This window comes from Kribbella sp. VKM Ac-2569 (assembly GCF_004216905.1).
GTDB lineage: Bacteria > Actinomycetota > Actinomycetes > Propionibacteriales > Kribbellaceae > Kribbella.
The window spans coordinates 110,200-136,047 of the sequence record NZ_SGXJ01000007.1; the positions used below are offsets into that span (position 1 = coordinate 110,200).

Below are 25,848 nucleotides of genomic sequence, written 5' to 3' on the forward strand. Positions count from 1 at the left end.
TCCTCCTAGGGCTTCAAGGTCCGGAGCTGGCGGCGGGAGGTGATGCCGAGTTTGGCGAAGGTTTTGCGGAGGTGCCACTCGACGGTCCGGGGGCTGATGAAGAGCTGGGCGGCGATCTCCGGGTTGGTCAGGCCGTCGCGGGCCAGGCCGGCGATCTGGGACTCCTGCGCGGTCAGGTCGTTCGTGGTCTCGGGCGTGCGTTTCCGGACCGTCTCGCCGGTGGCGAGCAGCTCGTGGCGGGCGCGTTCGGCGAAGGCTTCGGCGCCCATCGCGGCCAGTTGCTCGTGAGCGGTGCGGAGGTGCGCGCGGGCGTCCTGGCGGCGGCCTTCGCGTCGCAGCCATTCGCCGTACAGCAGCTCGGCGCGGGCCGACTCGATGCGGAGACCGGTCCGGCTCAGGTGGTCGATCGACGCGCGGTACGCGTCCTCGTCGTTGCGGAGGAACGCTCGCGCACGGGCCTCCATCCCGCGACCCCAGTCCGACGGCGTTGCGGCGACCCGTTCGTTCAGCCAGGCCAGTGCGGTCTCGACCAGCTTGGTGTCGCCGGTCCGCGAGGCGGCCTCAGCCAGTTCGCCGATCACGAGTACGCCGTACGCGACGACGTCCTGCTCGAATACTTGCAGCGCCGCGTCCCGGGCCGTCTCGTACCGGCCGAGGCCGTTGTTCAGCAGTGAGCTCGTGTACGTCGCGATCGCGGTCATCCGGCCCTGGTCCTGAGCGCGCGCTTCGCGGATCATCGCTTCGATCTGCGGAGTCGCCTCAGCCTCGTTCCCGCGGAGCGCGGCCAGCTGCATACGGCCGATCCCGAGCACGCGGTTCCCGGTCGCGGCCGCGATCTGCCGCTCTTCCTCGACGTACGCCGTGGCGGTGGCGAGGTCGCCGGTCATCGACACCACGTTGGCGCGGAAGTTGAGCGCCCACTGGAGCTGGACGAGCGCACCGCTGTCGCGGGCGATCCGGTCGTGGCGTGCTGCCAGTTCGAGCGCAGCGTCGAGATCCCATACGTCGATCGCGACGATGCCGCTGGCCCGGTTGCCGGCCAGCCACAACCAGCCGCGGACGTCCTCGGCCTCGCTCTCGCTCTGGCGCGCCTGGTCGACAGCTTTGACGAGCTGCGTTGCGGCAGCGGCGTACCCGCGGGTGAAGCGGAGCGCGAGCGCCTGGAGGAGCAGGTCGCCCGGCGGGTCCGACGGCGCCGGTGCGGGTGCGGCGGACGCGGCCTCGCCGAGAATCCCGGGTGTGTCCGGGCCGCTCGCCCAGATCGCGGCCGACATCGCCTCCAGGTACGCGACGCGCGCCTGCTCGTGGTCTAGCGGATCCAGCAGCTTCGCGGCGACGACCAGCGTTCGGGCTGCCTCGGTCGCGTGTCCGCGGTCGAAGGCGATCTCACCGCGCAGGCGCATGACCTCTGCCTCCCGTACGGCGTCAGCGGGGCCTGCAGACGCGGCGCCGAGCAGGTCCAGTGCAGAGTCGAGCGCACCGGCGCTGCGCTTCGCGGTGGCGGCGGCGAGTACGCGGTCGGCTCGGAGACCCGGGTCGACGGTCAGCGCGGCCGAGCGTTCGAGGAACATGCCTGCCGCGAAGAACCCGCCGCGTGCTCGGGCACGCTGCGCGGACCGTTCGAGTTCGGCGGCGACGTCCTCGTCGGGTGTCACGGTCGCCTGTGCGCGATGCCAGGCCCGGCGGTCGGGGTCGGTCTCGGGATCCGTGGCTTCCGCGAGTGCCCGATGCACGGCCAGTCGTTGCTGCGGCGTGGCCATTCGGTACGCCGCCGAGCGGACCAGCGGGTGCCGGAACCGGATGTGCCGGCCGAACGTGATCAGCCCGGACTCGATCGCGCCAGCCGCCGGGTCAGCGCCGAGCCCGAGTTGCTCGGCCGCTCGCCACAACAGTGTCGGGTCGCCGAGAGGTTCGGCGGCCGCGGTCAGCAGGAGCAGCCTGGTGTCGGCCTGCAGCGCTTCGAGGCGCCGTACGAAACCGTCTTCGAGCCTGCTCGTCAGGGTGCCTGCGGTGAGGCCGTCGGCCAGCTCTGCCGCGGTCCAGGCGCGAGGGAGTTCGAGCAGGGCGAGCGGGTTGCCGCGGGTTTCGGCCACGATCCGGTCGCGGACCCGCGGGTCGATCGGTCCGGGGAGTACGGAGTCCAGGAGAGCGCGGGCGTCGGCGTCGTCGAGGCCGCGGATCTGGAGTTCGGTGAGCCCGGCGAACGTGTGCTCGATGCCGTCGCGGACCGCGAAGACCATCACCACCGACTCGGCCGCGAGCCTGCGGGTGACGAACGCGAGGATCCGGGCGGACATCAGGTCCAGCCACTGCGCATCGTCGACCACGCACAGCACGGGCCGCTCGCCGGCCGCGTCGGCGAGCAGGTTGAGGACCGCCAGACCGATCAGGAACTTGTCCGGGGCAGGGCCGCTCACCAGGCCGAACGCCGTGCCGAGCGCGTCCCGCTGCGGCGCCGGCAGCCGGTCGAGGTGATTCAGGAACGGCTGGCACAACTGGTGGAGACCGGCGTACGCGAGCTCCATCTCGGACTCGATCCCGGCAGTCCGGGTGACACGGCAACCATCCGCCCCGGCGACCAGCGCATCCAGCAGCGCCGACTTGCCGACGCCGGCCTCTCCGGTGAGCAACAGCACCTGGCTACGCCCGGCCTTCGCCTCGCGGACCAACCCGTCCAGTACGTCGGTCTCCCGCCGCCGGCCCCGGAGCCCTCGATCCGCCATCCCCACGCCGGTCAGCCTAGCTGGGGTCAGGCGTCGAGTAGTTGGAGCGCCTCCGTGATCGAGGCGGTGACTGGTGCGCCTGTGGTTTGCAGGGCCTCAAGGGTCATTGCTCCGGTGGTGACGAGTACGCAGCGGGCGCCGGCTGCTTGGGCGGCGTTGGCGTCGTCGACGACGTCTCCGATCAGTACTACGTCGGCCGGGTCGAGCTGCTGCGCCTGTAGGTGGCGGATCAGGCTGTCGGCCTTCGAGCCGCCGCCTACTTGGCCGGGCAGTCCGTCGACCCGGGTGAAGTACTGCGTGAGGCCGTAGTGCTCGACCGTCGGTGTGAGGCGTGAGTGGAACCACATGGACAGCAACGACTGAGTCCGCCCGCCAGCGGTGCAGGCCTGCAGTACGTCGTGAGCCCGGTCAGCGAGCTCGCAGGTGGGCAGGAGTGCGTCGTACCGGTCGTGGTAGAGCTTGTCGACCTGCGCCCACTCCTCCTCGTCGAGCGTGCGCTGCAGGATCTGCTCGTACGAGAGCCGCATGGGCCGCGCGTACGCCGCCTGCCACTCGCCCCAGCTCAGCTCCACCCGCCCGAACCCCGCACAAACTTCGTTGACGGCAGCCAGTACGGCGTGATTGTCATTGAGGAGCGTCCCGTTCCAGTCCCACACCACATGTTTCACCGGGCAACTCTAACGATCGGAAGGTAACGCAGTGACCGAATTCCGGCAGGCGGCCGAGGTCGCGGACGACTTCCACGCCGAGGTGATCGCACCTCTGGTGGGAGACGTCGACTACGCGGCCGGGCTGCTCGGATGGGGCTCGGACGTGCTGGGGTACGACACCGCGCGCTCGACGGACCACGGGTGGGGGCCGCGGCTCGTCGTACTGGTCGACGCGGACGAGGTCGAGCGGGTGCGTAAGGCTGTCGACGACGGGCTGCCGGACGAGTACGCCGGATACCCGGTCCGCTTCGGCTGGGACAGCCACGAGCCACGGCACCACGTGACGGTCGCGACCGTGGGGGACTGGTTGCGGGAGCAGCTCGGGTTCGAAGCGTCGCAGGGGATCGGGGTCGACGACTGGCTGGTCACGCCGCAGCAGCAGCTCCTCGGCGTCGTGGCGGGCCGGGTGTACGCCGACGACGGCCGGCTGGCACCGGTGCGTGATGCATTGGCCTGGTACCCGGACCAGATCTGGCGGTGGACGCTCGCCTGCCAGTGGTCGCGGATCGCGCAGGAGGAGGCGTTCGTTCAGCGCACACACGAGGTGGGTGACGAGCTCGGGTCACGGGTCGTGGCTGCTCGGTTGGTGCGGGACCTCATGCGGCTGGCGATGCTGCAGGCACGGACCTATGCGCCGTACAGCAAGTGGCTCGGTACGGCGTTCGCTCGCCTCGGTCACCCGGACGGGCTCGACGGGGCGCTGGCCGCTGCCGTAGCAGCCGAGTCGTACGCCGATCGCGAGCAGGCGCTGGTCACGGCGTACGAGCTGCTCGCCCGTCGCCACAACGCGCTCGGGATCTCCGACGAGCTCGACCCGGCGCCGCGGCCGTACTTCGACAGGCCTGCGCAGGTGCTCCAGGCCGGGCGGTTCGCGGAGGCGTGCCTGGCCACGGTGACCGACGACGCGGTTGCGCGGCACGGGCTGATCGGGTCGATCGACCAGTTCGCGGACAACACCGACGTACTCAGCAACCCGGCCGCGTTCCGGAAGCTGATTGCTGTCTATCGTTGACCGATGACCCTCGCCAGGCACGTCATCAGCTCCGTCACGACCACCGAGATCCGCTACGAGTACCTGCGGACGATCGGCCGCAACGCGTTCCTCGGGAGCCACGGGAACGGCGGCAGCACCACGGCGTACGTCGTGGAGACCGACCGCGGCGCGACGGGTTGGGGGCTGCCGTTGTACGACGCGGATCCCGGACTGCTGCTGGGTCGGTCGTTGGCCGAGCTGATCGACCCGGATCAAGGCGTGATCGATCCGGCGGCGGAGTTCCTCGACTACCCGCTGCACGATCTCGCGGCGCGGATCCTGGACGTCCCGGTGTACGCGATGCTCGGCGGCGCCGGATCGCCGCGGGTGCGCTGCTACACCGGCGGCATCTACTTCGACGACCTCGACGGCGGGATGGACGCGATCCGGGCGAATCTCGCGCAGGACCACGCGTTCGGGTTCCGCGACTTCAAGCTGAAGATCGGCCGCGGGCACCGGTGGATGGACACCCGCGCCGGACTGCAGCGCGACATCGAGGTCACGCGGCTGGCCCGGGAGCTGTACCCGGACGCCGGGATCCTTGTCGACGGCAACGACGGCTTCACCCTCAACGGCCTCTTCGAGTACCTCGACGGTGTCGCGGACTGCGACCTGTACTGGATCGAGGAACCGTTCGCCGAACGCCGCCCAGATCTGGAGGCGCTGCACGAGCACCTGGGGACGATGCCGTCCCGCCCGAAGGTCGCCGACGGCGAGTACGACCCGAACGAGGCCCACGTCCTGGAACTGGCCCGCGAAGGCCTCGTCGACGTGGCCCTGATGGACGTCACCGGCCACGGCCTCACCGCCTGGCGCCGCACCATGCCGCAGCTCAAGGCCGAGGCCTCACCCCACGCCTGGGGCCAACCCCTCAAGACCCTGTACGCCGCCCACCTGGCAGCCGGCCTCGGCAACACCCCCATCATCGAAGGCGTCCCCGGCCCCGGCTTCTACACCCTCGAGAACGGCCACGTAGTCCTCCCCGAAACCTCCGGCTTCGGCCTCAATCTGCCGTAGCCCGGCGGATCACATGTCCAGGATGAGGTCGGTTGTCGGGCGGGAGCAGCAGATGAGCGCCTGTCCGTCCGGGGGAGGTTCTAGTGGGGTGGGGGAGTAGGCGAGGTCGCCTGAGAGCAGTGGGGTGATGCAGTTGTGGCAGACGCCGGTGCGGCAGCTCCAGCGGGCTGGGACGTCGCAGGCCTCGGCCAGCTCGAGCAGACTGCCCTCCTGCATGGCGGTAGAGACACCGCTGCGCGCGAACGTGACCAGTGGTCCTGTGCCGGGCACATCTGGTGCGTGCGGCGGTCTGCTCGTCTGACCGACCACACCTGGGTTCAGCGACGCCAAGGCTCCGAACAGCTCCGTGCGGATCCGCGTCACGCCCAGGGCGTTGAGCGCCTCCTGCATGTCCGCCATGAACGATTCCGGACCGCAGACGTACGCCGTCGCGTCGGTCGGCAGCTCCAGGCCGGCCAGCTTGTCCTTGGTCAGCCGACCGTCGACCGCGCTGTAGTACACGTGCTCGTGAGCGCCAGGAAGCTGTGCGAGCAACTCATGTGCCTCGGCCGCGAACGCGTGCTCGGCCGGCCTGCGGGCCGCGTGGATCCACCACACCTCACGGGAACTACCGGCAAGGCTGTGGAGCATCGCGAGCACAGGCGTCACGCCGATGCCAGCCGAGATGAGCAGCACCGGCTCGGTCCCGCCACCAAGGACGAACTCACCACGTGGTGCCGCAACGTCCAGCAGGCTGCTGGGCGTCAGCTGGGTGAGGTACTCACTCCCAAGACCATGAGGTTCGCGCTTCACGCTGACTCGGTAGCCGCGGGAGGTGGAGAGCGAGTAGCTGCGCACTGCACCTGGCAACCGAAACGTCAGGTACTGACCGGCCCGAGTGGCTGGTAGCTCACCACCGTCAGCTGCCGCGAGGTGTACGGAGAACACGTCGCTGGTCTCGGCAACAACATCTGTCACCCGCAGCGGCCGAAAGCCCGCCCAGGCCGGCTTGGGCGCGGCCGCCTCCTCCAGCAGGTCCCGGAACGACCCCTGCCAGCCAGGACTCATCGCAGGGATCTGTACGGCGAGCCGCAGCTTCTCCTGGTCTCGGTCTGGCAGATAGAGCAGTGCGTCCGTGTCGGACACACTCAACGCGCCAGGGCCGGTGGCGGTCTTCACGATCGAGTCACCGGCCGAGATCTCGCCTTCCGTGATCACCCGGCAGTAGAAGCCCGGCCGATGGTGGCTGACGAGCAGCGCGGGCAGCTCCGGCTCACCCATCCGCAGACCCACCCGGTAGCAGGTGACGCGCGGCTGGGTGACCTCCAGTTCCGCGCCGCCGATCCGGTACCGGTCGCCGATGCACACCTCGTCGTCCGGCAGCCCGTCGACCGTCAGGTTCTCGCCGAACTGTCCGTAGCCGAAGTCGTCCCGTCCGAAGTGCTGCTCCCAGTAGCGGTAGGAGTCGATCTGGTACACGAGCACCGCGCGCTGCTCACCACCGTGGCCGGCTGTGTCGCCCTGGCCGTCACCGGCCAGGTTCAGCCGCCGGACCATCACCGGCCCGTCGACAGGCTGCTTCCAGACGCCGGTGTAAACGGTCTTCCCGTTCCACTCGACGTTCTTCGGCAGACCGACGTTCACCGACAACACAGTCGCTGCACTCATCCGGACCGCTTCTCCACGGTCCTAAGTTACGCCTCCTGTGACAGGCGCTTGGTGTACTCCGCTACCTGCTGCAGGGACTTCTCGTCTGCCCATGACCAGGTCGGCGCCGGTGTTGACGGGCCCTCGTAAGGGAGGTCCGCGTAGTGCGCTTGTAGCTCGGCCAGTTGGACGGTCAGCGCAGCGCGGGTCTCGGCGTACGCCGGGTCGTTGGCTACGTTGACGAGCTCCTCCGGGTCCTTGCGCAGGTCGTACAGCTCCCACTCGGACTCGAAGAGCCGCTCCGACGACCCTGGTACGCCGAGACCGGCGCCGTAGTAGTGGATGAGCTTGAACTCCTTCGTCCGTACGCCGTAGTGCGCCGGAGCGTGGTGGATCGGGTCGTCGTGCTCCCAGTACCGGTAGTACACGGCGTCCGGCCAGTCCGGGACCTCCTCACCACGCAGTACCGGCAGGAAGCTCCGGCCCTGCGAAGTAGGCAGCACCGGCGCGCCGGCCATGTCGAGGAACGTCGCCGCGAAGTCCACGTTGGTCACCATCGCGTCGCAGGTGCTGCCGGCCGGGATCACCGACGGCCAGCGGATCATCATCGGCATCTGCAGCGACTCGTCGAACATCAGCCGCTTGTCGAACCACCCGTGGTCGCCGAGGAAGAACCCCTGGTCGGACGTGTAGACGACAACCGTGTTGTCACTGACCCCCTCCTCGTCCAGTACGTCGAGCAGCCGTCCGACGTTGTCGTCGATGCTCTGGACGCACTGCAGGTAGTCGCGAAGGTAGCGCTGGTACTTCCACCGCATCCGCGCCTCCCGGTTCTCCGGGCCGCGTAGCTCGCCCGGCAGCTCCTCACCGAGCTCGTCCGCACCCAGGTCGTCCGCAACGGACATGCGGACGCCACGGACCGCCTGGCTCCGCGTGCTGTGGTCGTCGAACAGCGTGCTCGGCTCGGGGATCGAACCGACCGGATAGAGGTGCTTGTGCTTCTCGTCCGGTACCCACGGCCGATGCGGTGCCTTGTGATGCACCAACAGCAGGAACGGCCGGTCCGGGTCCCGCTGCCTGATCCAGTCGATGCTCTGGTCGGTCACGATGTCTGTCGCGTATCCAGGGACCGACGAGGCACCGTCCGGTCCGAGCATCAGCGGGTCGACGTACTCACCCTGCCCGGGGAACACCCGCCACGCGTCGAAGTGCCGCGGCGCGGACTCCGGCCGCTCGCCCAGGTGCCACTTGCCGAACAGCGCGGTCTGATAGCCGGCCTCATTCAGCACCTCGGCGAACGTCGGCACGCGGTAGTCGATCTCGGTGAAGATCGACGCGACCCCGTTCACGTGGCTGTACGTCCCGGTCAGGATCGACGCTCGCGACGGCGAACAGATGGAGTTCGTGCAGTACGTCGCGTCCATCCGCACCCCGTCCTGGGCCAGCCGGTCCAGGTGCGGCGTGCTGTTGACCTTGCTCCCGTACGCCGAGATCGCGTGCGCGGCGTGGTCGTCGGACATGACGAAGACGATGTTCGGCCTGTTCGGCTGGCGCATCAACTCACCTTTCGGGTGATGTGGTCGGACAGTGCGGTGTCGAGCTCCAGCATCATCTCAGCGGTCACACCGGGATGCGCGGCGAACACCTCGAGCAGGGGCGCGGTCGGGACGAGCCTGCGCATTCCGTTGAGCCCGGCGATCAGGTGACGTGGCAGTGCGTCCGGGAAGCGCTCCAGTACGTCGGTCAGCGTCAGCGTTCGCAGTGGAGAGTCCGCTGCGAGCTCGCTCCGGCGTACTGACGGCTGGAGGGCCAGTTGCGCCTGGTCCCACTGGCGTTCGATGAGCAGATGCTCTGTCTGCACATGCCCTTCGGCGGGCAGACCGAGGCGTTCGTACTGCTCGGCAGGGGCGTCGTTGGCGCGCATCAGGTCGACCATCAGACCGCACAGTTGCAGCTCCAGTTCGTCGTCTCGCAACGGGTGCTGCTGTTGCGGATCGTTCTGGAGGTCGAACAGGAGCGAACCGTGCCACCAGGGGTTCCCGACCGGTGGGCCTGCGACTTTGAGCAGTGGGACGCCCTTGGTGAAGGTGAAGCCGTCGGTCAGGGTCGCGTCCTGCAGCTCCCCGGGTCGGAAGCGGGCGCGCATGTGTGTGGGCATGAGCGTGTAGTTGTAGAGCGGACCGTTGGACGGGTCCGCGCAGGCCCGCATGTAGACATAGCGGCCGTCCGTCACGTTGACATGGCCACCATGTGAGCCGAACAATGCGCCCGCACGTGTCTGATCGCCTGTCAGCGGCAGGCCCTGCATATCGGCCGGAGCCTCGACAGCGAAGTAGTCGAGCAGCGTCGGCGCGATGTCGATCGTCTGCACCAGGGTGTCCCGTCGTACCCCTGCTGCCCGCTCCCGCGGGTCCCAGACGAACAACGGCGTGTGGATCGTCTCGTCGAACCACGGCTGCACGCTCTTGCCCCACCACCCCCGCTCACCGAGCAGGAACCCGTGGTCGGTGCACACGATCAGCATCGTGTCGTCCCACAACCCGTGCCGGTCGAAGAGATCGAGCACCCGGCCGAGCGAGCGGTTGCACATCGTCAGCAGCGACAGGTACTCACCGCGCGCCCGCTCCACCTCCTCCGGCGACTCGACCACCCGCCGGTACGACGGCCAGTCGAACACTGGCGCCTCGGTGTCGACCCCGGCCAACCGCCGGTACTCGTCGTAGCTGAAGAACGGCTCGTGCGGGTCGAACGTCTCGATCTGCACGAACCACTTGTCCTCGGCAACGTTCGTCTCGATGAACTCGACGCCCGCGTCGAACGTCAGCGTCTGCGGATGCCGCGCCTCGTCCTGCAGGTACTGCCGGTTCACCCAGTCCTGCCGGCTGAGGAACGTCGTCGCGTTCAGCGTCTCCGGCACCTCGGGATCACGGACATGTCCCTTCCACCGGTCGCCCTCCTGCCCCCGGAAGAACTCGAACGTCGAGTACCGGTTGTGGTACGTCGCCCCGCCGTCCTCCCAGTAGTGCTGGTGATCGGTCGCCAGGTGCGTGTGCACGCCGCTCTGCTGCAACAGCTCCGGCATCGAGTCGTCGAACGGCTCCAGCGGACCCCACGAGCGGTGCAGGAAGTTGTACCGGCCGGTGTGCAGCTCACGCCGCGCCGGCATGCACGGCATGCTCCCGGCGTAGCAGTTCTCGAACAGCGCGGTTCGCTCGGCCAGCCGGCTGAAGTTCGGTGCATGCACGTTCTCCGCGCCGTACGGCGGCAGCATCCGCCGATTGAGCGAGTCGTACATGACCATCACAGCGCGTTTCATGCAATCGCCTCACTCGCCAGCAGGTCGCGACGCTCCTGGCGGCGCACTGCCTGGCGGTCCGGGTCGGGAAGGGGTGCGGCCATCAGCAGCCGTTTCGTGTACGGGTGCTCGGGCCGCTCGGTGACGTCGAGCACGTCGCCGTACTCGACGATGTCGCCGCGGTACAGGACCGCGACGCGGTGGCTGATGTGCCGGACGACCGCGAGGTCGTGCGAGATGAAGAGATAGGCCACGCCGGTCTCCTCCTGGATCGAGATGAACAGGTCGAGCACGCGCGCCTGCGTGGACAGGTCCAGCGCGGACACGGGCTCGTCACAGACAATCAGCTTCGGTTGCAGTGCAAGCGCCCGCGCGATCGCGATCCGCTGCCGCTGACCGCCGGAGAACTCCCGCGGCAGCCGATGTACGGCGTCGTGCGGCAGACCGACCTGGTCGAGCAGCGTGCGGACCCGAACACTGGCCTGACGGCGGTCGGCCGTACGACGGGCGACCAACGGCTCGACCAGGATGTCCTCGACGGTCATCGACGGATTGAGCGAGCTGTACGGATCCTGGAAGACCACCTGGATGTCGTCACTCAACCGCCGGCGCTCCCGGCGCGACATCCCGACCAGCTCCCGCCCGTCGAACCGGATCGATCCGGAACCGACCGGGACCAGGCCGAGGATCGCCCGCCCGATCGTGGTCTTCCCGGAGCCGGACTCACCGACCAGGCCGAGCGTCTCGTGCGGCTTGATGTCGAACGAGACGTCGTGCAGGGCCTTGAAGCCTTTCGATCGCCAGCCGCGGCCGGCGTACTCCACCACGACGTTGTGTGCTTCAAGCATGATTCACCTCCAGGCGGGTGCGCGGCGCGCTGTCCTCGAGCGTCGAGCCGAGCAACGTCTGCGTGTACGGGTGCTTCGGACTCGCGAACAACGGCCGGACGTCGTTGACCTCGACGATCCGTCCGTCCTGCATCACGGCCACCCGGTCGCAGATGTCCGCGACCACTCCGAAGTTGTGCGTGACCAGCAACATCGCCATACCGAACTCGGTCTGCAACCCGCGCAGCAGGTCGAGTACGTCGGCCTGCACGGTCACGTCCAGAGCCGTCGTCGGCTCGTCCGCGATCAGCAGATCGGGCTTGCCCGAGACCGCGCCGGCGATCAGCACCCGCTGCGCCATACCGCCGGAGATCTCGTGCGGGTAGGCCGCGAACGTACGACGGGGCTCCGGGATCCCGACGCGCTCCAGCAGGTGCAGCGCTTCGGTGACAGCCGCCTGCTTGGACAGGCCGCTGACCGCGCGCAACGGCTCGACGAGCTGTTCGCCGACCCGGAAGCACGGGTCGAGGTTCGACATCGGCTCCTGCGGGATGTACCCGATCCGCCGGCCGCGCAGTGCTCGCCGCTCGGACTCGGGCAGCCGGGCCAGCTCGGTGCCGTCGAAGGCGATGCTGCTCTGACCCAGCAACGTCCCGCCAGGCGACAACAGACCGAGAACCGAGAACGCGGTCTGGGTCTTACCCGAACCCGACTCGCCCACCAGACCCATCACCTCTCCGTGCCGTACGTCGAGATCGACGCCGTGCACGACCTCGCGGTAGCCGTCGTTGCTCGGGTACCCGACGGTCAGGTTGGTGATCCGCAGCAGCGGCAGCTCATCGGTGTCCGGGGTCGCGGGGACGAGCTCCGGCGGTTTCGGTGGTTTGCGGACCCGCTCGGTGCGCTGGATGACGTCGCGGATCGCGTTGCCCAGCAGGACGAGTGACGCGACGGTGAGAGCGATCGTCATACCGGGCCACCAGATCGCGATCCGGGACGTGTAGATGTTCGTGAACGCGTCCTGCAGCATGCCGCCCCAGGTCGGCGTCCCCGGATCGCCGAGGCCGAGGAACTCCAGCCCGGACTGGACGACGATCGCGATACCGGCCACGACGGCGGCCTGGATGACGATCGGCGCGCGGACAACCAGGAGCACGTGGCGGCCGATGATCCGGGGATCGCTCAGCCCCGAGACCCGGGCCGCGTCGACGTACAACTCGTGTTTGACCGCCATCACCTGGCTCCGCACGAGGCGGTGGAAACCGGGTGACAGCATCACACCGAACGCGACCATGGCCAGGTAGATCGACGAGCCGAGCGCCTGGAACAGCGCGAGCAGCACGATCATCGTCGGCAGGGCCATCAGCAGGTTGGCGCCCCAACCGAGGACGCCGTCGAGCAGACCGCCGTAGTACCCGCTGAGCAGACCGGAGACCACACCGAGCACCAGTGCCACCGAGAGAGCGATCACCGCGCCGGTCAGGGTGTTGCGGCCGGCGTACAGCAGGCGGCTGAAGATGTCCCGGCCGGCACCGTCACCGCCGAGCAGGTAGCCACTCCCCGGGCCGGCGTTGATCCTGTCGAGCCGGAGCGCGGTCGGGCTGTGCGGCGCGACCAGCGGTGCGAACACGCTCGCCAGCACGATCACCAACAGAATCACCAGCGCCGCGACCGCCAGCGGGTTGCGGAACACTTTGCGAGCTGTCATTCGACACGCACCTTCGGGTTGACCCAGCCGCTGACGACGTCGATGACCAGGTTGACGATGACGACCAGGACGACCAGCGTGACCACGACGCCCATCAGCACCGGTACGTCGCCCTGGAGCGCCGCGTTGACGGTGAGCGTGCCGAGACCCGGGATCGCGAACACCTTCTCGATCACCACGGCACCGCCGAGCAGCGCGATGAACTGCAGCGACAGCACGGTCAGCGCGGGAATCGCCGCATTCCGCAGCGCGTGCCGGAACAGTACGGACCGCGGACTGATGCCCCGGGCCCGCAACGTGCGGACGAAGTCCTGGCGCAGTACGTCGATGACCGCGCCACGGACCTGCTGCGCGGCGGACGCCGTACTCCCGATCACCAGGGACGCCACCGGCAGTACCAGGGCGGCCGCCCAACTGCCGGGTGACTCCGAGAGCCGCACGTAGCCGGTCGCCGGCAGGACTCCGAGGGTGACCGAGAAGAACACCACGAGGACCAGCGCGACCCAGAAGTTCGGCAGTGCGAACCCGGCGACGCTCAGCACCTGGATGACCCGATCCAGCCAGCCGCCACGTACCGCTGCCGCCACACCGAGCCCGACACTGATCAGTGCCGTCAGGGAAACGGCCAGGACGACCATGGACAAGGTGACCGGCAGCCGGTTGGCGATCGCCTGCGCCACTGGCTCGTTGGTGAACCAGGAGATGCCCAGGTCGCCGCGGACCGCGTGCCCGGCCCACGTGCCGAGCTGCGCGAGCAGAGGCTTGTCCAGGCCGAGCTCCGCGTTCTTCGCGGCCAGTTGGTCCGGGGTGGCGCTCTCACCGAGCAGGTTGCGAGCGACGTTGCTCGTGGCGGAGAAGGCGAGCAGGAAGGTGATGCCGGCGATCACCACGACGAGTACCAGACAGGCGACCAGCCGGCGCCCGATGAATCCGAGCATGCCATCACTCCTTCGGGGAGAACGAGCTGATGCCGGGCGCCACGTTGTAGGCCTGCATGGCGACCGCGGTCTTCGCATCGCTCAGGTAGACGCTGTTCTCGCGGTACCACGGATCGAACCAGGCATTGTCGACGAGCCACTTGCTGACCGCCTTCATCGCGGCCGGCAGCTGTGCCTCCGATGCGTTCTGGGCGGTGGCGAGCAGCTTGTCCAGCTGCGGGTCGCCGGCCTTCAGCGGGTTCCACGGCGATTTGCGGGTGACGGCCTTCTGGATGTCCTGCCACGCGGACTGGCTGCCCAGCGTCATGAACACCACCGGGTACTTGCCGGACAGGATCTCCGGAATGACCGCATTGACCGGGACCTTGACCCATTTCACCCTGATACCGACCGCGGCCAGTTGCTGCTCGATGATCGCGTTGTACTGCGCGAACCCGGGCGACTCCGGCATCGTGATCGAGAAGCCTGATCCGTAGCCGGCCTCGGCGAGGAGCTGCTTGGCCTTCGACGGGTCGTAGTTGTAGGTGCTGTCGAGCGACTTGTCGTACCCGTCGCCGGCGGCGTTGAAGATCTGGGTGGTCAGCGCACCTTCACTGTGCGAGACGTTCTTGAGGATCGCCTCCCGGTCGAACGCGAAGTTGATCGCCTTCCGGACCCGCAGGTCCTTCAACGCCGGCACCAGCTTGCCCTCGCGGTCCATCAGCAGCAGGCCGTTCCAGTTGACCGGCGTCGTGTTGACCGTCAGTCCCGTGCGTTTGGCGTCAGCGAGCGAGTTCGTGTCCGTCAGTGTCGCGTTCAGCTGCCCGGACTTGAGGGCGTTCAGCCGTGCGGTCACGTCGGTCATCGGCTTGATAACGATCTTGTCGTACGGGAAGGCGGCGGCGTTCCAGTAGCCCGGGTTCCGCTTGTACGTATAGGTGCTCCCGGCAACGGTCCCGGTCTTGTCCAGCACGTACGGGCCGCTGCCGACCGGCACGGTCGCGACGGTGGCCGACTTGAGCGACTTGGGGCTCGCCATCACGCCGCCGACGCTGGCCAGGTAGTCGATCAGCCCGGGGTCCGGCGCCTTCAGCTTCAGGTTCAGCTCGGTCGGGCCGACAATCTGGTACGTCGCGATCGACCGGCTCATGTACGCGTTCTGCCCGGTCCCGGCGGCGAGGTTGGTCAGGTTGTCCTTCACCACGGTCGCGTCGAACGGCGTGCCGTCGGTGAACTTCACGCCGCTCTTCAGCTTCAGGTTGAGCGTGGTGCGCTTGGCGTCGTACGCCCAGGACGTCGCGAGCCAGGGCTTCAGCTTGTTGTCCTTGTCGCGGGTCAGCAGCGTGTCGAAGACCGGTGACCAGTACTGCATCTGGTTGCCGATGTTCAGCTGGGTGGGGTCGAAGGAGTTGTTGTCGAGGACGTTCGCGATCGTCAGCGTCCTCGCGGCGGACGAACTCGCACTGGTGCCGGAACAGGCGCCGGCGCCGACGACGAGTGCGGCAGCGGCGAGTAACGCGCTGCAGCGGCGGATGAGCATGATCGGCTCCTTAACGTGCGGGTGCTGCGATCGGGACGTCTGCGCTGGGCTCGTGGCCGAGCCGCCAGGTCTTGACCCAGATCGGTGCGGGTGGGGTGAAGGGGGCGGTGTAGAGCTGCCACCGACGGCTGTCCGCCGTGGGAGGGTCGGTCGTCCAGCCGATCGTGGAGCCGTCTGTCGTCCCCGTGAGCGCCACCAGGCCGTCTCGGTTGCCGACTTCGGGTTCCGCGGCGCGTGGACGTCGTCCGTCGGGACGCCATCGCGCGAGCAGGTCGCGCTCCGGTCTGGTGCCGAGATCGCCGACCTCGGCCAGCCACGTGTCGAGCGCGGAGGCGAGCCGCTGCTGTACGTCGGCGTACCCGGGCAACCCGGCGAGGTTGTGCTCCTCGTGCGGATCGTTCCGGAGGTCGTACAGTTCCTCCGGCGCACGTTTGCTTGCGGCAACGATCGAGCGTTGCAGATCGGTGAGGATCGACGGCGGTTCGCCGAACGCCAGCTGTTGCTGGGCTTCCTGCGCGAACAGCCGGCGGAGTTCCTTCCAGGTCCACAGGTTGTCCGGGTACTCGGTGTGGCCCATCGGAGAACGGTCCGGATGCAGATGGCGGGTGTAGCGGAACCGGCGGTCACGGATCGAGCGGGAGGTGTCCTCGGCCTCACCCATCCGGTCCCGGGCGCTCACGACGTACTCGCTGCGGTCCTGGATCTGTCCGTCGGGCCCGAGGATCACCTCGCCGTGCATGTGGCTCGGTACCTCGAGGCCGCACATCGCGAGCATCGTCGGCGCCAGATCCATCAGCGCGACCGGTTCGGCGTACGTCGATCCGCGCGCGATCCGCTCCGGCCAGCGGACGATCAACGGCTCGCGGAACCCGAGCTCGGTCGCCCACCGCTTGCCGCGCGGCATCCCGAGCCCGTGGTCGCTCCAGAACACGACGATCGTGTTGTCCGCGAGCCCGTCCTCCTCGAGCTGGTCGAGGAGGGTGCCGACCCAGTGGTCCATCTGACTGATCAGCTCGAGATAGCGGCGCCACGACGTCCGGTACACCTCGGTGTCCGGGTGGTACGGCGGTACGTCGGCCTTCTGCACCCGCTGCGCGTCGGGCGTCTTGCCCGCGAACTCCTCGTCGCTCAAGTAGATCTGCGACTCGTGCGTGATCAGGCTGTGGAAGGCCATGAAGAACGGCTGCTCCGGGTCCTCGCGCAGCCGCCAGTGTGCGTGGTCGCCGAGTTCGTCGTACACCGGTTCGGGAACGTCGACCTGGAAGTCGGTGAATGCGGTGTTGCCGGTCCAGTAGCCCGCGGCACGGAAGTACTCGGGGAGCAGGCGGACCTCCGGCGGGGGAGTGGCGCGCGTTCGCATGTGCATGGTGCCGATCGCCGGCGGGAAGCAGCCGGTGACGATCGCGCTCCTGGACGGACCGCACACCGGCGCCGCGGCGAAGGCCTGCTCGAACAGCAGCCCGTCGGCGGCGAGCGCGTCGAGGCGCGGCGTGGACGCCTGCTCGGCACCCGGCCAGATCCCCGTGTAGCAACCGAGATGCGGGTTGATGTCGTGCGTGCTGATCCACAGCACGTTCGGCCTGCAAGTAGGCATAGCTGTGCTCCTGAAAGGGGGCAGCCAACGTGGCCGGCGGTCAGTCGACCGCGCGGATGCGCCGCTGGGAGCTGCGGCTCTGCAGCTCTTCGCGGAGCTCGATGCACCAGGCGACGTGCTGGTCCATGTACTGCGAACCGAGCTCGTGGGTCCGCTCCTCGACCAAGGCCTGGAGTTCCGCGTCGTACGGCAGCTCCGGCTCCTCGGGAACGGAGCGGTCGCGGTCGCGGAAGCGCTTGATCTGCAGCTGCCGGGCGAGGATCTCCCGATCGAGCAGCTCGATCACCTGGTCGGGCTGGAGGAACCCGCAGAACGCGAGCCGCCCGTAGAACCCGGGATCCCGGGTGAAGATCGTGGTCGGGGAGTACGGCGCCGTGAGCCAGTCCATGAACACCGTGATCCCTTCGTCGGTGACCCGGTAGGTCTTGGCGTCCTGGGCACCCGGCCGGGGCTCGACGGTGTGCCAGACCCAGCCGCGCTCCTCCATCGACGACAGGCAGCGGTACACCTGGCTCATCTGGGTGTTGGGACGCAGGAACGTCCCGCGGGCGTCCATGTAGCGCTTGAGGTCGTACCCGGTGCTGGGGCGCATCAGCAGCACGCCGAGAAGGATGTGCTCGAGCTTCACGATCGCCTCCGACCGGTATGACACAAGTGGAATACCCGAGAGGACACCACAAGTGGAATAACCCGTCAAGGGTTCGGCGCCCGGCCGGATGTGGACATCGCTTTCCGGCGGGTGCTCCGTGGGCGTAGGTTTGTCACTTATGGCCATGTTCGACCTTTCCCTCGACAAGCTCCGCGAGTACCGGCCCGAGGTGGCCGCTCCCGCCGATCTGGTCGACTTCTGGCGCCGGTCCCTCGAGAAGGCGCGCGCCGACGACCTGTCCGCAACGTTCACCCCGATCGACAACAAGCTCGCGGTGATCGACACCTACGACGTCACGTACGCCGGCTTCGGCGGCTCGCCCGTGAAGGGCTGGCTGCACGTTCCGGCCGGCACGGACGGCCCGCTGCCGACCGTCGTGCAGTACCACGGGTACTCCGGCGGCCGCGGCTTCCCGCACGCGACCACGCTGTGGGCGCAGGCCGGTTACGCCCACTTCGTGATGGACACCCGCGGCCAGGGCTACAGCTCCGGCGGCCCCGACGGGACGCCGGACGACACGCCGTACGCCGGTCTGAACCACACGCCCGGCTTCATGACCTTGGGGATCACCGACCCGGAGACGTACTACTACCGCCGCGTGTACATCGACGCGGTGCGGGCCATCGACGCGGCGCGGACGTCGCCGTTCGTGGATCCGGACAAGCTGATCGTCAGCGGCGGCAGCCAGGGCGGCGGCATCTCGATCGCCGCGGCCGGCCTCGCGCCCATCGCGGGGATCGAGCTGCTCGGCTGCGCTCCCGACGTACCGTTCCTGTGTCACTTCCAGCGGGCGCTGCAGATCACCGACAAGGATCCGTACGGCGAGATCACGCGGTACCTGAAGGGATTCCGGCACGACGTCGACGCCGCGCTGAACACCCTCAGCTACTTCGACGGCGTCAACCTGGGCCGGCTGGCCACGGCGCCGGCGCTGTTCTCGGTCGCGCTGATGGACGCCACCTGCCCGCCTTCGACGGTGTTCGCCGCGTTCAACCACTACGGCGCCACCGGGAGCGAGCAGAAGGACATCGAGGTCTACCACTACAACAACCACGAGGGCGGCCAGACGTACCAGCAACTCGCGCAGCTCGACTGGTTCGCCGGGATCTTCGAGGCCGCCGGGAAATAGTCATCGCCGGACCGATGAGTTTTCGGTCCGGGCGGCGTTACACGGTCATGGATGTCGGTCAGACTGGACCGACGGTGACCGCGGGAGGCCGCAAGATGGCACAGATGGACTGGAAACTCGAGCTCGTGATCGTGCCGGTGTCGGACGTGGATCGGGCGAAGAAGTTCTACACCGACCAGCTCGGGTTCGCCGAGGACGTCGACCATCGGGTGGGGGACTCGTTCCGGGTCGTGCAGCTCACCCCGCCCGGGTCGGCGTGCTCGATCACCATCGGCATCGGGGTGACCTCGGCGACGCCGGGCACCTACCAGGGCACGCACCTGGTGGTGAAGGACATCGAGGCAGCGCGGGCCGAGCTGGTCGAGCGCGGCGTCGAGGTCAGCGAACCGTTCCACTTCGGTGGCCAGGGCAAACAGGACGGCCTGCACCCGGACCGTTCCGACTACAGCACCTTCCTGTCCTTCGAGGACCCGGACGGCAACGGCTGGACGGTCCAGGAGGTAGGACACCGGCCGTGACAACTCTGGAAGAGGCGGCGTTCGCGGGTGATGAGACCGCGTTCGCCGCCCTGGCCGGGCAGTACCGGCGGGAGCTTCACGTGCACTGCTACCGGATGCTCGGGTCGTACGACGAGGCCGAGGATGCGGTGCAGGACACGTTCTTGCGCGCGTGGCGTGCCCGCGCCTCGTACGACGGGCGCACGTACTTCCGGGCTTGGCTCTACAAGATCGCGACGAACATCTGCCTGGACGTCGTACGGCGGCCGACCGCGAGGGACCTGGTGTGGTTGCAGCCTTACCCGGACCGTTTGCTCGACGAGATCGCTCCGTCCCATGATCGGCCCGACGTGGTGGCCGTGGATCGGGAGACGATCGAGCTGACGTTCCTGATCGCCCTTCAGGCGTTGCCTGCTCGACAGCGGGCTGCCCTGATCGCCCGCGACGTACTGGGCTGGTCGGCTTCGGAGACTGCCGGGCTGTTGGACACCAGCGTGGCCGCGGCGAACAGTGCACTCCAGCGAGCCCGGGTGACGATGCAGCAACGCCTGCCCGTGCGTCGGAGCGACTGGAGTGCGCCGCAGCCGACAGCTGAGGAGCGAGAAGTGCTGGCGCGCTTCATCGACGCGCACCAGCGGTGCGACGCCGCGGCGGCGATAGCGATCGCGGCCGAGGACCTGCGGATCTCGATGCCGCCCGACCGGTTGTCGTTCGACGGCCTCACCGCATGCCTTCCGCTGTTCGAACGTGGACTCGGACCGAACCGCGAAGGCGAGTGGCGGCTGGTGCCGACGTCGGCGAACCGGTTGCCCGCGGCAGCGTCGTACCTGCTCCGTCCGGGGGACACCGTGTGGCGGGCGTTCAAGCTGGACGTGCTGCGGGTGCACGACGGAAAGATCGCCGAGATCATGACTTTCGGCTACTCCCGTTTTCCCGCCTTCGGCCTCCCTGACCGGTTGACCCCCTAGCCCCCGCTACTGTGGGGAGCATGCTGGGACTACCTACGGGGATCCAGGCCTGCTTGTTCGACCTGGACGGTGTGCTCACCGACACCGCTGCCGTTCACGCTGCCGCATGGAAAGAGATGTTCGACGAGTTCCTTCGTGACTATGCGGCGCAGCACGGGATCGCCTTCCAGGCGTTCGACGCGCGCGCGGAGTACGACGCGTATGTCGACGGCAAGCCGCGGGCCAACGGTGTCCGGGACTTCCTCACCGCGCGCGGCATCACACTGCCGGAGGGGACCGCGGATGATCCACCGTCCGCGATGACCGTGAACGGCCTCGGCAACCGGAAGAACGAGGCCGTGCAGCGGCGGATCCGGACCGAGGGCGTGCACGTGTTCGAGGGCTCCCGGCGGTACCTGCAGGCCGCCGAGAAGGCCGGCCTCCGCCGGGCCGTGGTGTCGTCGAGCGCGAACACCCGCGAGGTGCTGGACGTCACCGGTCTCGCGCAGTACGTCGAGCAGATCGTCGACGGTGTGACGATCCGGACCGAGGGCCTGAAAGGCAAGCCGGCGCCGGACACGTTCCTCGCCGCGGCCAAGGGCTTCGGCCTCGAGCCGTCGGAGGCGGCGGTCTACGAAGACGCACTCGCCGGCGTGTCCGCCGGCCGTGCGGGCCATTTCGGGCATGTGATCGGTGTGGACCGCGTCGGCCAGGCCGCCGACCTGAAGTCGCACGGCGCCGACGTCGTGGTCCGCGATCTCGCTGAGCTGCTGGAGAACCAATGATCGACCGAGGCCACCACCCGATCGAGCCGTGGCGGCTGCGGGAGACGCGGCTCGCCATGGACAAGCTGGCCCAGGCGGAGTCCCTGTTCGCGCTGTCGAACGGCCACATCGGACTGCGCGGAAACCTCGACGAGGGCGAGCCGTACGCGATTCCCGGCACGTACCTGAACTCGTTCTACGAGCAGCGTCCGCTCCCGTACGCCGAGGCCGGCTACGGCTACCCGGAGTCCGGGCAGACCCTGGTCGACGTCACCAACGGCAAGCTGATCCGGCTGCTCGTCGACGACTCGCCGTTCGACGTCCGCTACGGCTACCTGTCCAAACACGAGCGCTCGTTGGACTTCCGGACCGGCATGCTCGAGCGCGACGTGGACTGGACGTCGCCCGGTGGCAAGCGGATCAAGGTCCGCAGCCGCCGCCTGGTATCGCTCACCCAGCGCGCGGTGGCCGCGATCGAGTACGTCGTGGAGCCCGTCGACCAGCCCGCCCGCTTCGTGATCCAGTCCGAGCTGGTCGCGAACGAGGCGCAGCCGAAGCTGTCCGACGATCCGCGCGTGGCCGCCGTACTGGACAACCCGTTGAAGCCGGTCAGCCATGACGGCGGCGAGCACGGGACCGTCCTGATCCACCGGACGACGCGTAGCCAGCAGTTGATGGCCGCGGCCATGTCGCACGAGGTGGACACGACGGCCCGCTACGCGATGGACCAGGACGTCCGCGAGGACTGGGCGCGGACCACGGTGATCTGCCAGCTGCAGCCGGGCGAGAGTCTGCGCGTCGTGAAGTACCTGGCCTACGGATGGTCCAGCCTGCGGTCGGAGACCGCGATCCGGGACCAGGTCGCGGCCGCGCTCGCGAGTGCCCGGTTCTCCAGCTGGGACGGGTTGACCAAGCAGCAGGTCGAGTTCCTGGACGACTTCTGGGACGGCGCCGACGTGGAGGTGCAGGGGCACCCGGAGTTGCAGCAGGCGGTGCGGTTCGCGCTCTTCCACGTCCTGCAGGCCGGTGCGCGCGCCGAGCGGCGCGCGATCCCGTCGAAGGGGCTGACCGGAGCCGGGTACGACGGGCACACGTTCTGGGACACCGAGGGCTTCGTGCTGCCGGTGCTGACCTACACGATGCCGGACGCGGCCGCCGATGCGCTGCGCTGGCGACATTCGACGCTGCGGATGGCCAAGCAACGGGCCGAGGAGCTGGGGTTCAAGGGCGCCTCGTTCCCGTGGCGGACGATCCGCGGCCAGGAGTGCTCCGGCTACTGGCCCGCGGGTACGGCGGCATTCCACATCAACGCCGATATCGCCGAAGCCGTCATGCGGTACTACCGGGCCACCGGCGACGAGGCCTTCCTCGACGAGGTCGGACTGGAGTTGCTCGTCGAGACCGCCCGGCTGTGGATCTCGCTGGGCCACCACGACCGCAAAGGCCGTTGGCACCTGCCCGGTGTGACCGGCCCGGACGAGTACAGCGCCGTTGCCGACGACAACGTTTTCACCAACCTCATGGCGGCACGCAACCTGCGGTCCGCGGCCGAGGTCGCGGCGAAGCTGCCGGCCAAGGCACGGGAGTTCGGCGTCGACAGCGAGGAAGAGGCCGGCTGGCGGGACGCGGCGGCTGCCGTGTACGTGCCGTACGACGCGGACCTCGGCGTACACCCGCAGTCCGAAGGTTTCACTGGGTACGCGGTGTGGGACTTCGAGGCCTACAAGGGCAGGTATCCGCTGCTGCTGCATGCGCCGTACTTCCAGCTGTATCGCACCCAGGTGGTGAAACAGGCCGACCTGATGCTGGCGACGTACTGGTGTGGCGACGCGTTCACCGCCGAGGAGAAGGCGCGGAACTTCGACTACTACGAGCGGCTGACGGTGCGGGACTCGTCGTTGTCGGCGTGCGTGCAGGCCGTGATGGCGGCCGAGGTCGGGCATCTGGATCTGGCGTACGACTACGCGTACGAGGCCGCGCTGATCGACATGCGCAACCTGCACCACAACACCGGCGACGGCCTGCACATGGCGTCGCTCGGTGGCGCTTGGAGCGCGCTGGTCGCCGGCTTCGGCGGGTTGCGCGAGCACAACGGCGGCCTGTCGTTCGATCCGGCGCTGCCGATCGGCCTGGCCGGGCTGAGTTTCACGATCCGGTGGCGCGGCGTCCGGCTGAAGGTGGAGATCGATCCGGTGGCGGTGAAGTACTCGGTGCACGACGGTCCGGACGCGTCGATGACGATCCGGCACGCCGGCGAGGAGCTCACGGTCACCGCGAAGCAGCCGGTGGTCCGGACGCTGGAGAAGCGGCGGCCGTTGCTGCCTCGGCCGCCGCAGCCGCCGGGCCGCGAGCCGCGGCCGGCGATGGCGATCAACGAGGACAGCTGAAGGCCGACGCTTCGCCAGACGTCAGGGGATGGTTGGTCAGGCCTTCTTGCGGGCGGCCAGCGACTCGGCGGTGCCGACGAGCATCACCGACGAGATCACGGCGACGATGAACCCGAGCACGTTCAGCTCGAAGATCCCGCCGGTGCCGAGGAAGCTCGCGATGGTCCCGCCGATCACCGAGCCGGCCAGTCCGAGCAGCAGCGTGGCGAGCAGGCCGAGCTTCTGCCTGCCGGGCGTGAAGAGCCGGGCCAGCGCTCCGATGACGAGTCCGGCGATGATGAAGCCGATCATGGCTGATGTCCTCCGAGGGTCGAACGGTAGGACTCCAGTCTGCCGTCGCGACCGGGCCCGCGGCAGGGGAGTTCTCCCTGACCGGACCCGGACCCGACCCTGGGTGATCTCGGCCGGTCAGGGTCGCGCGGTGAGGGTGAAGAGCTGGCTGTTGGCGAGCAGGCGGGGAGCGCCGCCGAGCCGTCCGATGACAGCGGCCTCGAGCTGCTCGGTCGCGCGCGTGTCGCCCACCAGGGCCTTGTAGCCGGCCCGGCACGTGGAGCGGCTCAGGATCTCGACGTACACCTGGATGTCCGACAGTTTCGGGAATTTCTTGAGCACGGCCAGAGTGGTCTTCGCGCAGCGGATGAGCGCCGGGCGGGTCTCCTCCGAGCTCGAGCCGCTCCGGACGATCAGTTGGTCGGCCAGAGCCTTTGTGACGAAGTACTCCGCGCTGGACGGCTTGTCCTGGAGGTAGCGGACGGTCGCGGTGTGCTTGACGTCGTCGGTGAGCGCGCAGACCGACCATTGCGGCGGCACGTTGATCACCTGGGTCAGGGGGACGTACTTCGGGATGCCCGGCAGCTTCGCGCCGCTGTTGTTGACGGCGATCAGCGCGGCCCGCGACGCCTGGTCCTGCGGGTTGGCGTACGGCGCGGCCACCAGGTGGCTGCTGAAGTTCGCATCCGGGATCACCACGACCGACAGGCTGCCGGTGTTCTTCACGAGTAACGACGTACCGCTTGGATCGGTGCTGAGGGTCAGCTGGACGCCATCGGTCTCCGACGCCGTCGTGAGCGACACGGTCGACCGGGCACAGTCGGTCGCTGGTTTGAGTGATGCCTGCGTGGGAGACGCGACGATTGTCGGCGTCGGCTGCGCCGTGGGCGGCAGACCAGACCCTTCGGCGACCGAGCAGCCGGCGACGACCAACGACGCCAGCACCACAGCACAGGGCATGAGCGCCCGACTACGTACTGCCACTATGACCCCCTGAACTCCGAGCACCAGGTCCCCACCCACTCGGGTACAACCTCAGAATCACTCCCAGGATACTGTCCGCGCCATGGCCTAGCCTCAGATCGTGACCATTCATCAGCTCTCGAAGCGAGATGCGAGACGATTGGCCGTGCGCGCGCAGCTGCTGACCAGCGAGCGACCAGCCGATTTGTTCGAGGTTGTCCGCGGTCTGAACGTGCTGCAGCTCGACCAGACGGCGTACGTCGCGCCGAACGCCGATCTGGTGACCTGGAGCCGGCTCGGTTCGTCGTACGACCCGACGGAGCTGGCCGACGCGCTCGCCTCGCTGGAGCTGCTGGAGCTGCGCGGGTTCGTGCGCTTGCCGGAGACGCTGGCGCTGTTCCGGGCCGAGATGGTGGCGTGGCCGAGCGACGGGGAGCCGCTCGACTGGCAGGAGTACCGGCGGGACTGGGTGCGGGCGAACGAAGGCTGCCGCGTCGACATCCTCGAGCGGTTACGGCAGGACGGTCCGCTGGTGATGCGCGAGCTGCCGGACACCTGCGTGCAGCCGTGGAGATCGAGCGGCTGGACCAACAACCGGAACGTGTCGCAGCTGCTCGAGTTCATGATGCAGCGCGGCGAGGTCGCGATCGCGGGCCGCGACGGCCGGGATCGCCTGTGGGACCTCGCGTCCCGGGTCTACCCCGACGATCCCGCGGTGCCGATCGCGAAGGCGGCCCGGATGCGGGACGAGCAGCGGCTACGTTCGATGGGTCTGCTGCGGGCGAAGGGACCGGCGTGCCCGGGCGAACCGCTCGACGCCGGCGAGGCGGGGGAGCGGGCCGTCGTGGACGGCGTCCGCGGCGAGTGGCGGGTCGATCCGGAGCTGCTCGACCGGCCGTTCACCGGCCGTACGGCGATCGTGTCGCCGCTGGACCGTTTGGTGTACGACCGGAAGCGGCTGCTGGAGATCTTCGACTTCGACTACCAGCTGGAGATGTACAAACCGGTCGCCAAGCGTAAGTGGGGCTACTTCGCGCTGCCGATCCTGCACAACGACCGCCTGGTCGGGAAGCTCGACGCGATGTCGGACCGGAAGTCCGGCATCTTCCGCGTCAACGCGATCCACGAGGACGAACCGTTCTCCAAGACCCTCACCGCCACCGTCCACCGCGAAATCCGCGACCTCGCAAAATGGCTGCAACTGGAACTCGTGCTGGGGCCGGGCGGCTGACACGTCACGGGCCAGACACAC

General features: G+C 68.5%; 21 protein-coding genes. 8 read left to right on the plus strand and 13 right to left on the minus strand.

Translation table 11 applies throughout. The annotated features are described in order from the left end of the window. Positions 1-5: 5 nt before the first annotated feature. Together EV649_RS36820 and EV649_RS36825 are read right to left on the minus strand one after the other, a co-directional pair. Positions 6-2,723 carry an AAA family ATPase gene (locus EV649_RS36820; protein WP_130388577.1) on the minus strand — a complete coding sequence of 906 codons (2,718 nt, stop codon included), beginning with the start codon at positions 2,721-2,723 and terminating at the stop codon, positions 6-8. A gap of 26 nt (positions 2,724-2,749) precedes the next feature. Further along, positions 2,750-3,391 (minus strand): HAD hydrolase-like protein, encoded by a 642-nt coding sequence (locus EV649_RS36825; protein WP_130388334.1) that lies wholly within the window; start codon positions 3,389-3,391, stop codon positions 2,750-2,752. A gap of 31 nt (positions 3,392-3,422) precedes the next feature. Between EV649_RS36825 and EV649_RS36830 the strand changes: the two genes are divergently transcribed. Together EV649_RS36830 and EV649_RS36835 are read left to right on the plus strand one after the other, a co-directional pair. Beyond that, entirely contained in the window at positions 3,423-4,445 is a 1,023-nt protein-coding gene (locus tag EV649_RS36830; RefSeq protein ID WP_130388335.1) for a DUF4037 domain-containing protein, read from the plus strand. Positions 4,446-4,448: 3 nt separating this feature from the next. Then, positions 4,449-5,483, plus strand: coding sequence for an enolase C-terminal domain-like protein (locus EV649_RS36835; protein WP_130388336.1), 1,035 nt, complete (start codon positions 4,449-4,451; stop codon positions 5,481-5,483). Positions 5,484-5,492: 9 nt separating this feature from the next. Here EV649_RS36835 and EV649_RS36840 read toward each other — a convergent pair whose 3' ends face one another. Genes EV649_RS36840 through EV649_RS36880 form a run of 9 tightly spaced genes read right to left on the minus strand, consistent with a single transcriptional unit; the run spans position 5,493 to position 17,618 of the window. Continuing rightward, the gene (locus EV649_RS36840) at positions 5,493-7,130 is read right to left on the minus strand and encodes an MOSC and FAD-binding oxidoreductase domain-containing protein (protein WP_130388337.1); all 1,638 of its coding nucleotides are present in this window, start codon (positions 7,128-7,130) and stop codon (positions 5,493-5,495) included. Between the two features lie 26 nt (positions 7,131-7,156). Next, positions 7,157-8,665, minus strand: coding sequence for a sulfatase (locus tag EV649_RS36845; RefSeq protein ID WP_130388338.1), 1,509 nt, complete (start codon positions 8,663-8,665; stop codon positions 7,157-7,159). After that, complete coding sequence (locus tag EV649_RS36850; RefSeq protein WP_130388339.1) at positions 8,665-10,425, minus strand: sulfatase; 1,761 nt, start codon at positions 10,423-10,425, stop codon at positions 8,665-8,667. The genes EV649_RS36845 and EV649_RS36850 overlap by 1 nt, the downstream gene beginning before the upstream one ends. Next, positions 10,422-11,252, minus strand: a complete 831-nt coding sequence (locus EV649_RS36855; RefSeq protein ID WP_130388340.1) for an ATP-binding cassette domain-containing protein — start codon at positions 11,250-11,252, stop codon at positions 10,422-10,424. Before EV649_RS36855 ends, EV649_RS36850 begins: the two co-directional genes overlap by 4 nt. Then, on the minus strand, positions 11,245-12,939 hold the full coding sequence (locus tag EV649_RS36860; RefSeq protein WP_130388341.1) for a dipeptide/oligopeptide/nickel ABC transporter permease/ATP-binding protein: 1,695 nt from the start codon (positions 12,937-12,939) through the stop codon (positions 11,245-11,247). Before EV649_RS36860 ends, EV649_RS36855 begins: the two co-directional genes overlap by 8 nt. After that, positions 12,936-13,877, minus strand: a complete 942-nt coding sequence (locus tag EV649_RS36865) for an ABC transporter permease (RefSeq protein WP_130388342.1) — start codon at positions 13,875-13,877, stop codon at positions 12,936-12,938. Before EV649_RS36865 ends, EV649_RS36860 begins: the two co-directional genes overlap by 4 nt. A 4-nt stretch (positions 13,878-13,881) precedes the next feature. Then, a complete protein-coding gene (locus EV649_RS36870) occupies positions 13,882-15,396 on the minus strand; it encodes an ABC transporter substrate-binding protein (RefSeq protein ID WP_130388343.1) in 1,515 nt (504 codons plus the stop codon). Positions 15,397-15,406: 10 nt separating this feature from the next. Then, positions 15,407-16,990, minus strand: coding sequence for a sulfatase (locus EV649_RS36875; RefSeq protein WP_130388344.1), 1,584 nt, complete (start codon positions 16,988-16,990; stop codon positions 15,407-15,409). Between the two features lie 40 nt (positions 16,991-17,030). Next, the gene (locus EV649_RS36880; protein ID WP_157996383.1) at positions 17,031-17,618 is read right to left on the minus strand and encodes a PadR family transcriptional regulator; all 588 of its coding nucleotides are present in this window, start codon (positions 17,616-17,618) and stop codon (positions 17,031-17,033) included. 145 nt (positions 17,619-17,763) lie between these two features. On the opposite strand from EV649_RS36880, the gene EV649_RS36885 reads away from it, so the two are divergent. The 5 genes from EV649_RS36885 to EV649_RS36905 all read left to right on the plus strand — a co-directional run bounded on the left by EV649_RS36885 (position 17,764) and on the right by EV649_RS36905 (position 23,363). Next, a complete protein-coding gene (locus EV649_RS36885) occupies positions 17,764-18,768 on the plus strand; it encodes an acetylxylan esterase (RefSeq protein WP_241999140.1) in 1,005 nt (334 codons plus the stop codon). A 104-nt stretch (positions 18,769-18,872) separates the two neighbouring features. Then, positions 18,873-19,286 carry a glyoxalase superfamily protein gene (locus tag EV649_RS36890; RefSeq protein WP_130388347.1) on the plus strand — a complete coding sequence of 138 codons (414 nt, stop codon included), beginning with the start codon at positions 18,873-18,875 and terminating at the stop codon, positions 19,284-19,286. After that, positions 19,283-20,233, plus strand: a complete 951-nt coding sequence (locus tag EV649_RS36895; protein WP_130388348.1) for a sigma-70 family RNA polymerase sigma factor — start codon at positions 19,283-19,285, stop codon at positions 20,231-20,233. Before EV649_RS36890 ends, EV649_RS36895 begins: the two co-directional genes overlap by 4 nt. Positions 20,234-20,253: 20 nt before the next feature. Beyond that, entirely contained in the window at positions 20,254-20,997 is a 744-nt protein-coding gene (locus EV649_RS36900) for a beta-phosphoglucomutase family hydrolase (protein ID WP_130388349.1), read from the plus strand. Beyond that, positions 20,994-23,363, plus strand: coding sequence for a glycoside hydrolase family 65 protein (locus tag EV649_RS36905; protein ID WP_130388350.1), 2,370 nt, complete (start codon positions 20,994-20,996; stop codon positions 23,361-23,363). Before EV649_RS36900 ends, EV649_RS36905 begins: the two co-directional genes overlap by 4 nt. Positions 23,364-23,399: 36 nt before the next feature. Here the strand turns inward: EV649_RS36905 and EV649_RS36910 are convergent, their stop codons facing one another. Together EV649_RS36910 and EV649_RS36915 are read right to left on the minus strand one after the other, a co-directional pair. After that, positions 23,400-23,654 carry a hypothetical protein gene (locus EV649_RS36910; protein WP_130388351.1) on the minus strand — a complete coding sequence of 85 codons (255 nt, stop codon included), beginning with the start codon at positions 23,652-23,654 and terminating at the stop codon, positions 23,400-23,402. Between the two features lie 117 nt (positions 23,655-23,771). After that, positions 23,772-24,617, minus strand: coding sequence for a hypothetical protein (locus EV649_RS36915; protein ID WP_130388352.1), 846 nt, complete (start codon positions 24,615-24,617; stop codon positions 23,772-23,774). A 100-nt stretch (positions 24,618-24,717) separates the two neighbouring features. Between EV649_RS36915 and EV649_RS36920 the strand changes: the two genes are divergently transcribed. Continuing rightward, on the plus strand, positions 24,718-25,827 hold the full coding sequence (locus tag EV649_RS36920) for a crosslink repair DNA glycosylase YcaQ family protein (RefSeq protein WP_130388353.1): 1,110 nt from the start codon (positions 24,718-24,720) through the stop codon (positions 25,825-25,827). Positions 25,828-25,848: the final 21 nt, after the last annotated feature.

What these genes read in the sequence shown, in the direction of transcription:
- EV649_RS36820 (WP_130388577.1), bottom strand. Translation starts at nt 2,723, where the DNA reads ATGGCGGATCGAGGGCTCCGGGGCCGGCGGCGGGAGACCGACGTACTG.
- EV649_RS36910 (WP_130388351.1), bottom strand. Translation starts at nt 23,654, where the DNA reads ATGATCGGCTTCATCATCGCCGGACTCGTCATCGGAGCGCTGGCCCGG.
- EV649_RS36845 (WP_130388338.1), bottom strand. Translation starts at nt 8,665, where the DNA reads ATGCGCCAGCCGAACAGGCCGAACATCGTCTTCGTCATGTCCGACGAC.
- EV649_RS36885 (WP_241999140.1), top strand. Translation starts at nt 17,764, where the DNA reads ATGTTCGACCTTTCCCTCGACAAGCTCCGCGAGTACCGGCCCGAGGTG.
- EV649_RS36855 (WP_130388340.1), bottom strand. Translation starts at nt 11,252, where the DNA reads ATGCTTGAAGCACACAACGTCGTGGTGGAGTACGCCGGCCGCGGCTGG.
- EV649_RS36875 (WP_130388344.1), bottom strand. Translation starts at nt 16,990, where the DNA reads ATGCCTACTTGCAGGCCGAACGTGCTGTGGATCAGCACGCACGACATC.
- EV649_RS36900 (WP_130388349.1), top strand. Translation starts at nt 20,254, where the DNA reads ATGCTGGGACTACCTACGGGGATCCAGGCCTGCTTGTTCGACCTGGAC.
- EV649_RS36850 (WP_130388339.1), bottom strand. Translation starts at nt 10,425, where the DNA reads ATGAAACGCGCTGTGATGGTCATGTACGACTCGCTCAATCGGCGGATG.
- EV649_RS36835 (WP_130388336.1), top strand. Translation starts at nt 4,449, where the DNA reads ATGACCCTCGCCAGGCACGTCATCAGCTCCGTCACGACCACCGAGATC.
- EV649_RS36860 (WP_130388341.1), bottom strand. Translation starts at nt 12,939, where the DNA reads ATGACAGCTCGCAAAGTGTTCCGCAACCCGCTGGCGGTCGCGGCGCTG.
- EV649_RS36890 (WP_130388347.1), top strand. Translation starts at nt 18,873, where the DNA reads ATGGACTGGAAACTCGAGCTCGTGATCGTGCCGGTGTCGGACGTGGAT.
- EV649_RS36865 (WP_130388342.1), bottom strand. Translation starts at nt 13,877, where the DNA reads ATGCTCGGATTCATCGGGCGCCGGCTGGTCGCCTGTCTGGTACTCGTC.
- EV649_RS36840 (WP_130388337.1), bottom strand. Translation starts at nt 7,130, where the DNA reads ATGAGTGCAGCGACTGTGTTGTCGGTGAACGTCGGTCTGCCGAAGAAC.
- EV649_RS36905 (WP_130388350.1), top strand. Translation starts at nt 20,994, where the DNA reads ATGATCGACCGAGGCCACCACCCGATCGAGCCGTGGCGGCTGCGGGAG.
- EV649_RS36870 (WP_130388343.1), bottom strand. Translation starts at nt 15,396, where the DNA reads ATGCTCATCCGCCGCTGCAGCGCGTTACTCGCCGCTGCCGCACTCGTC.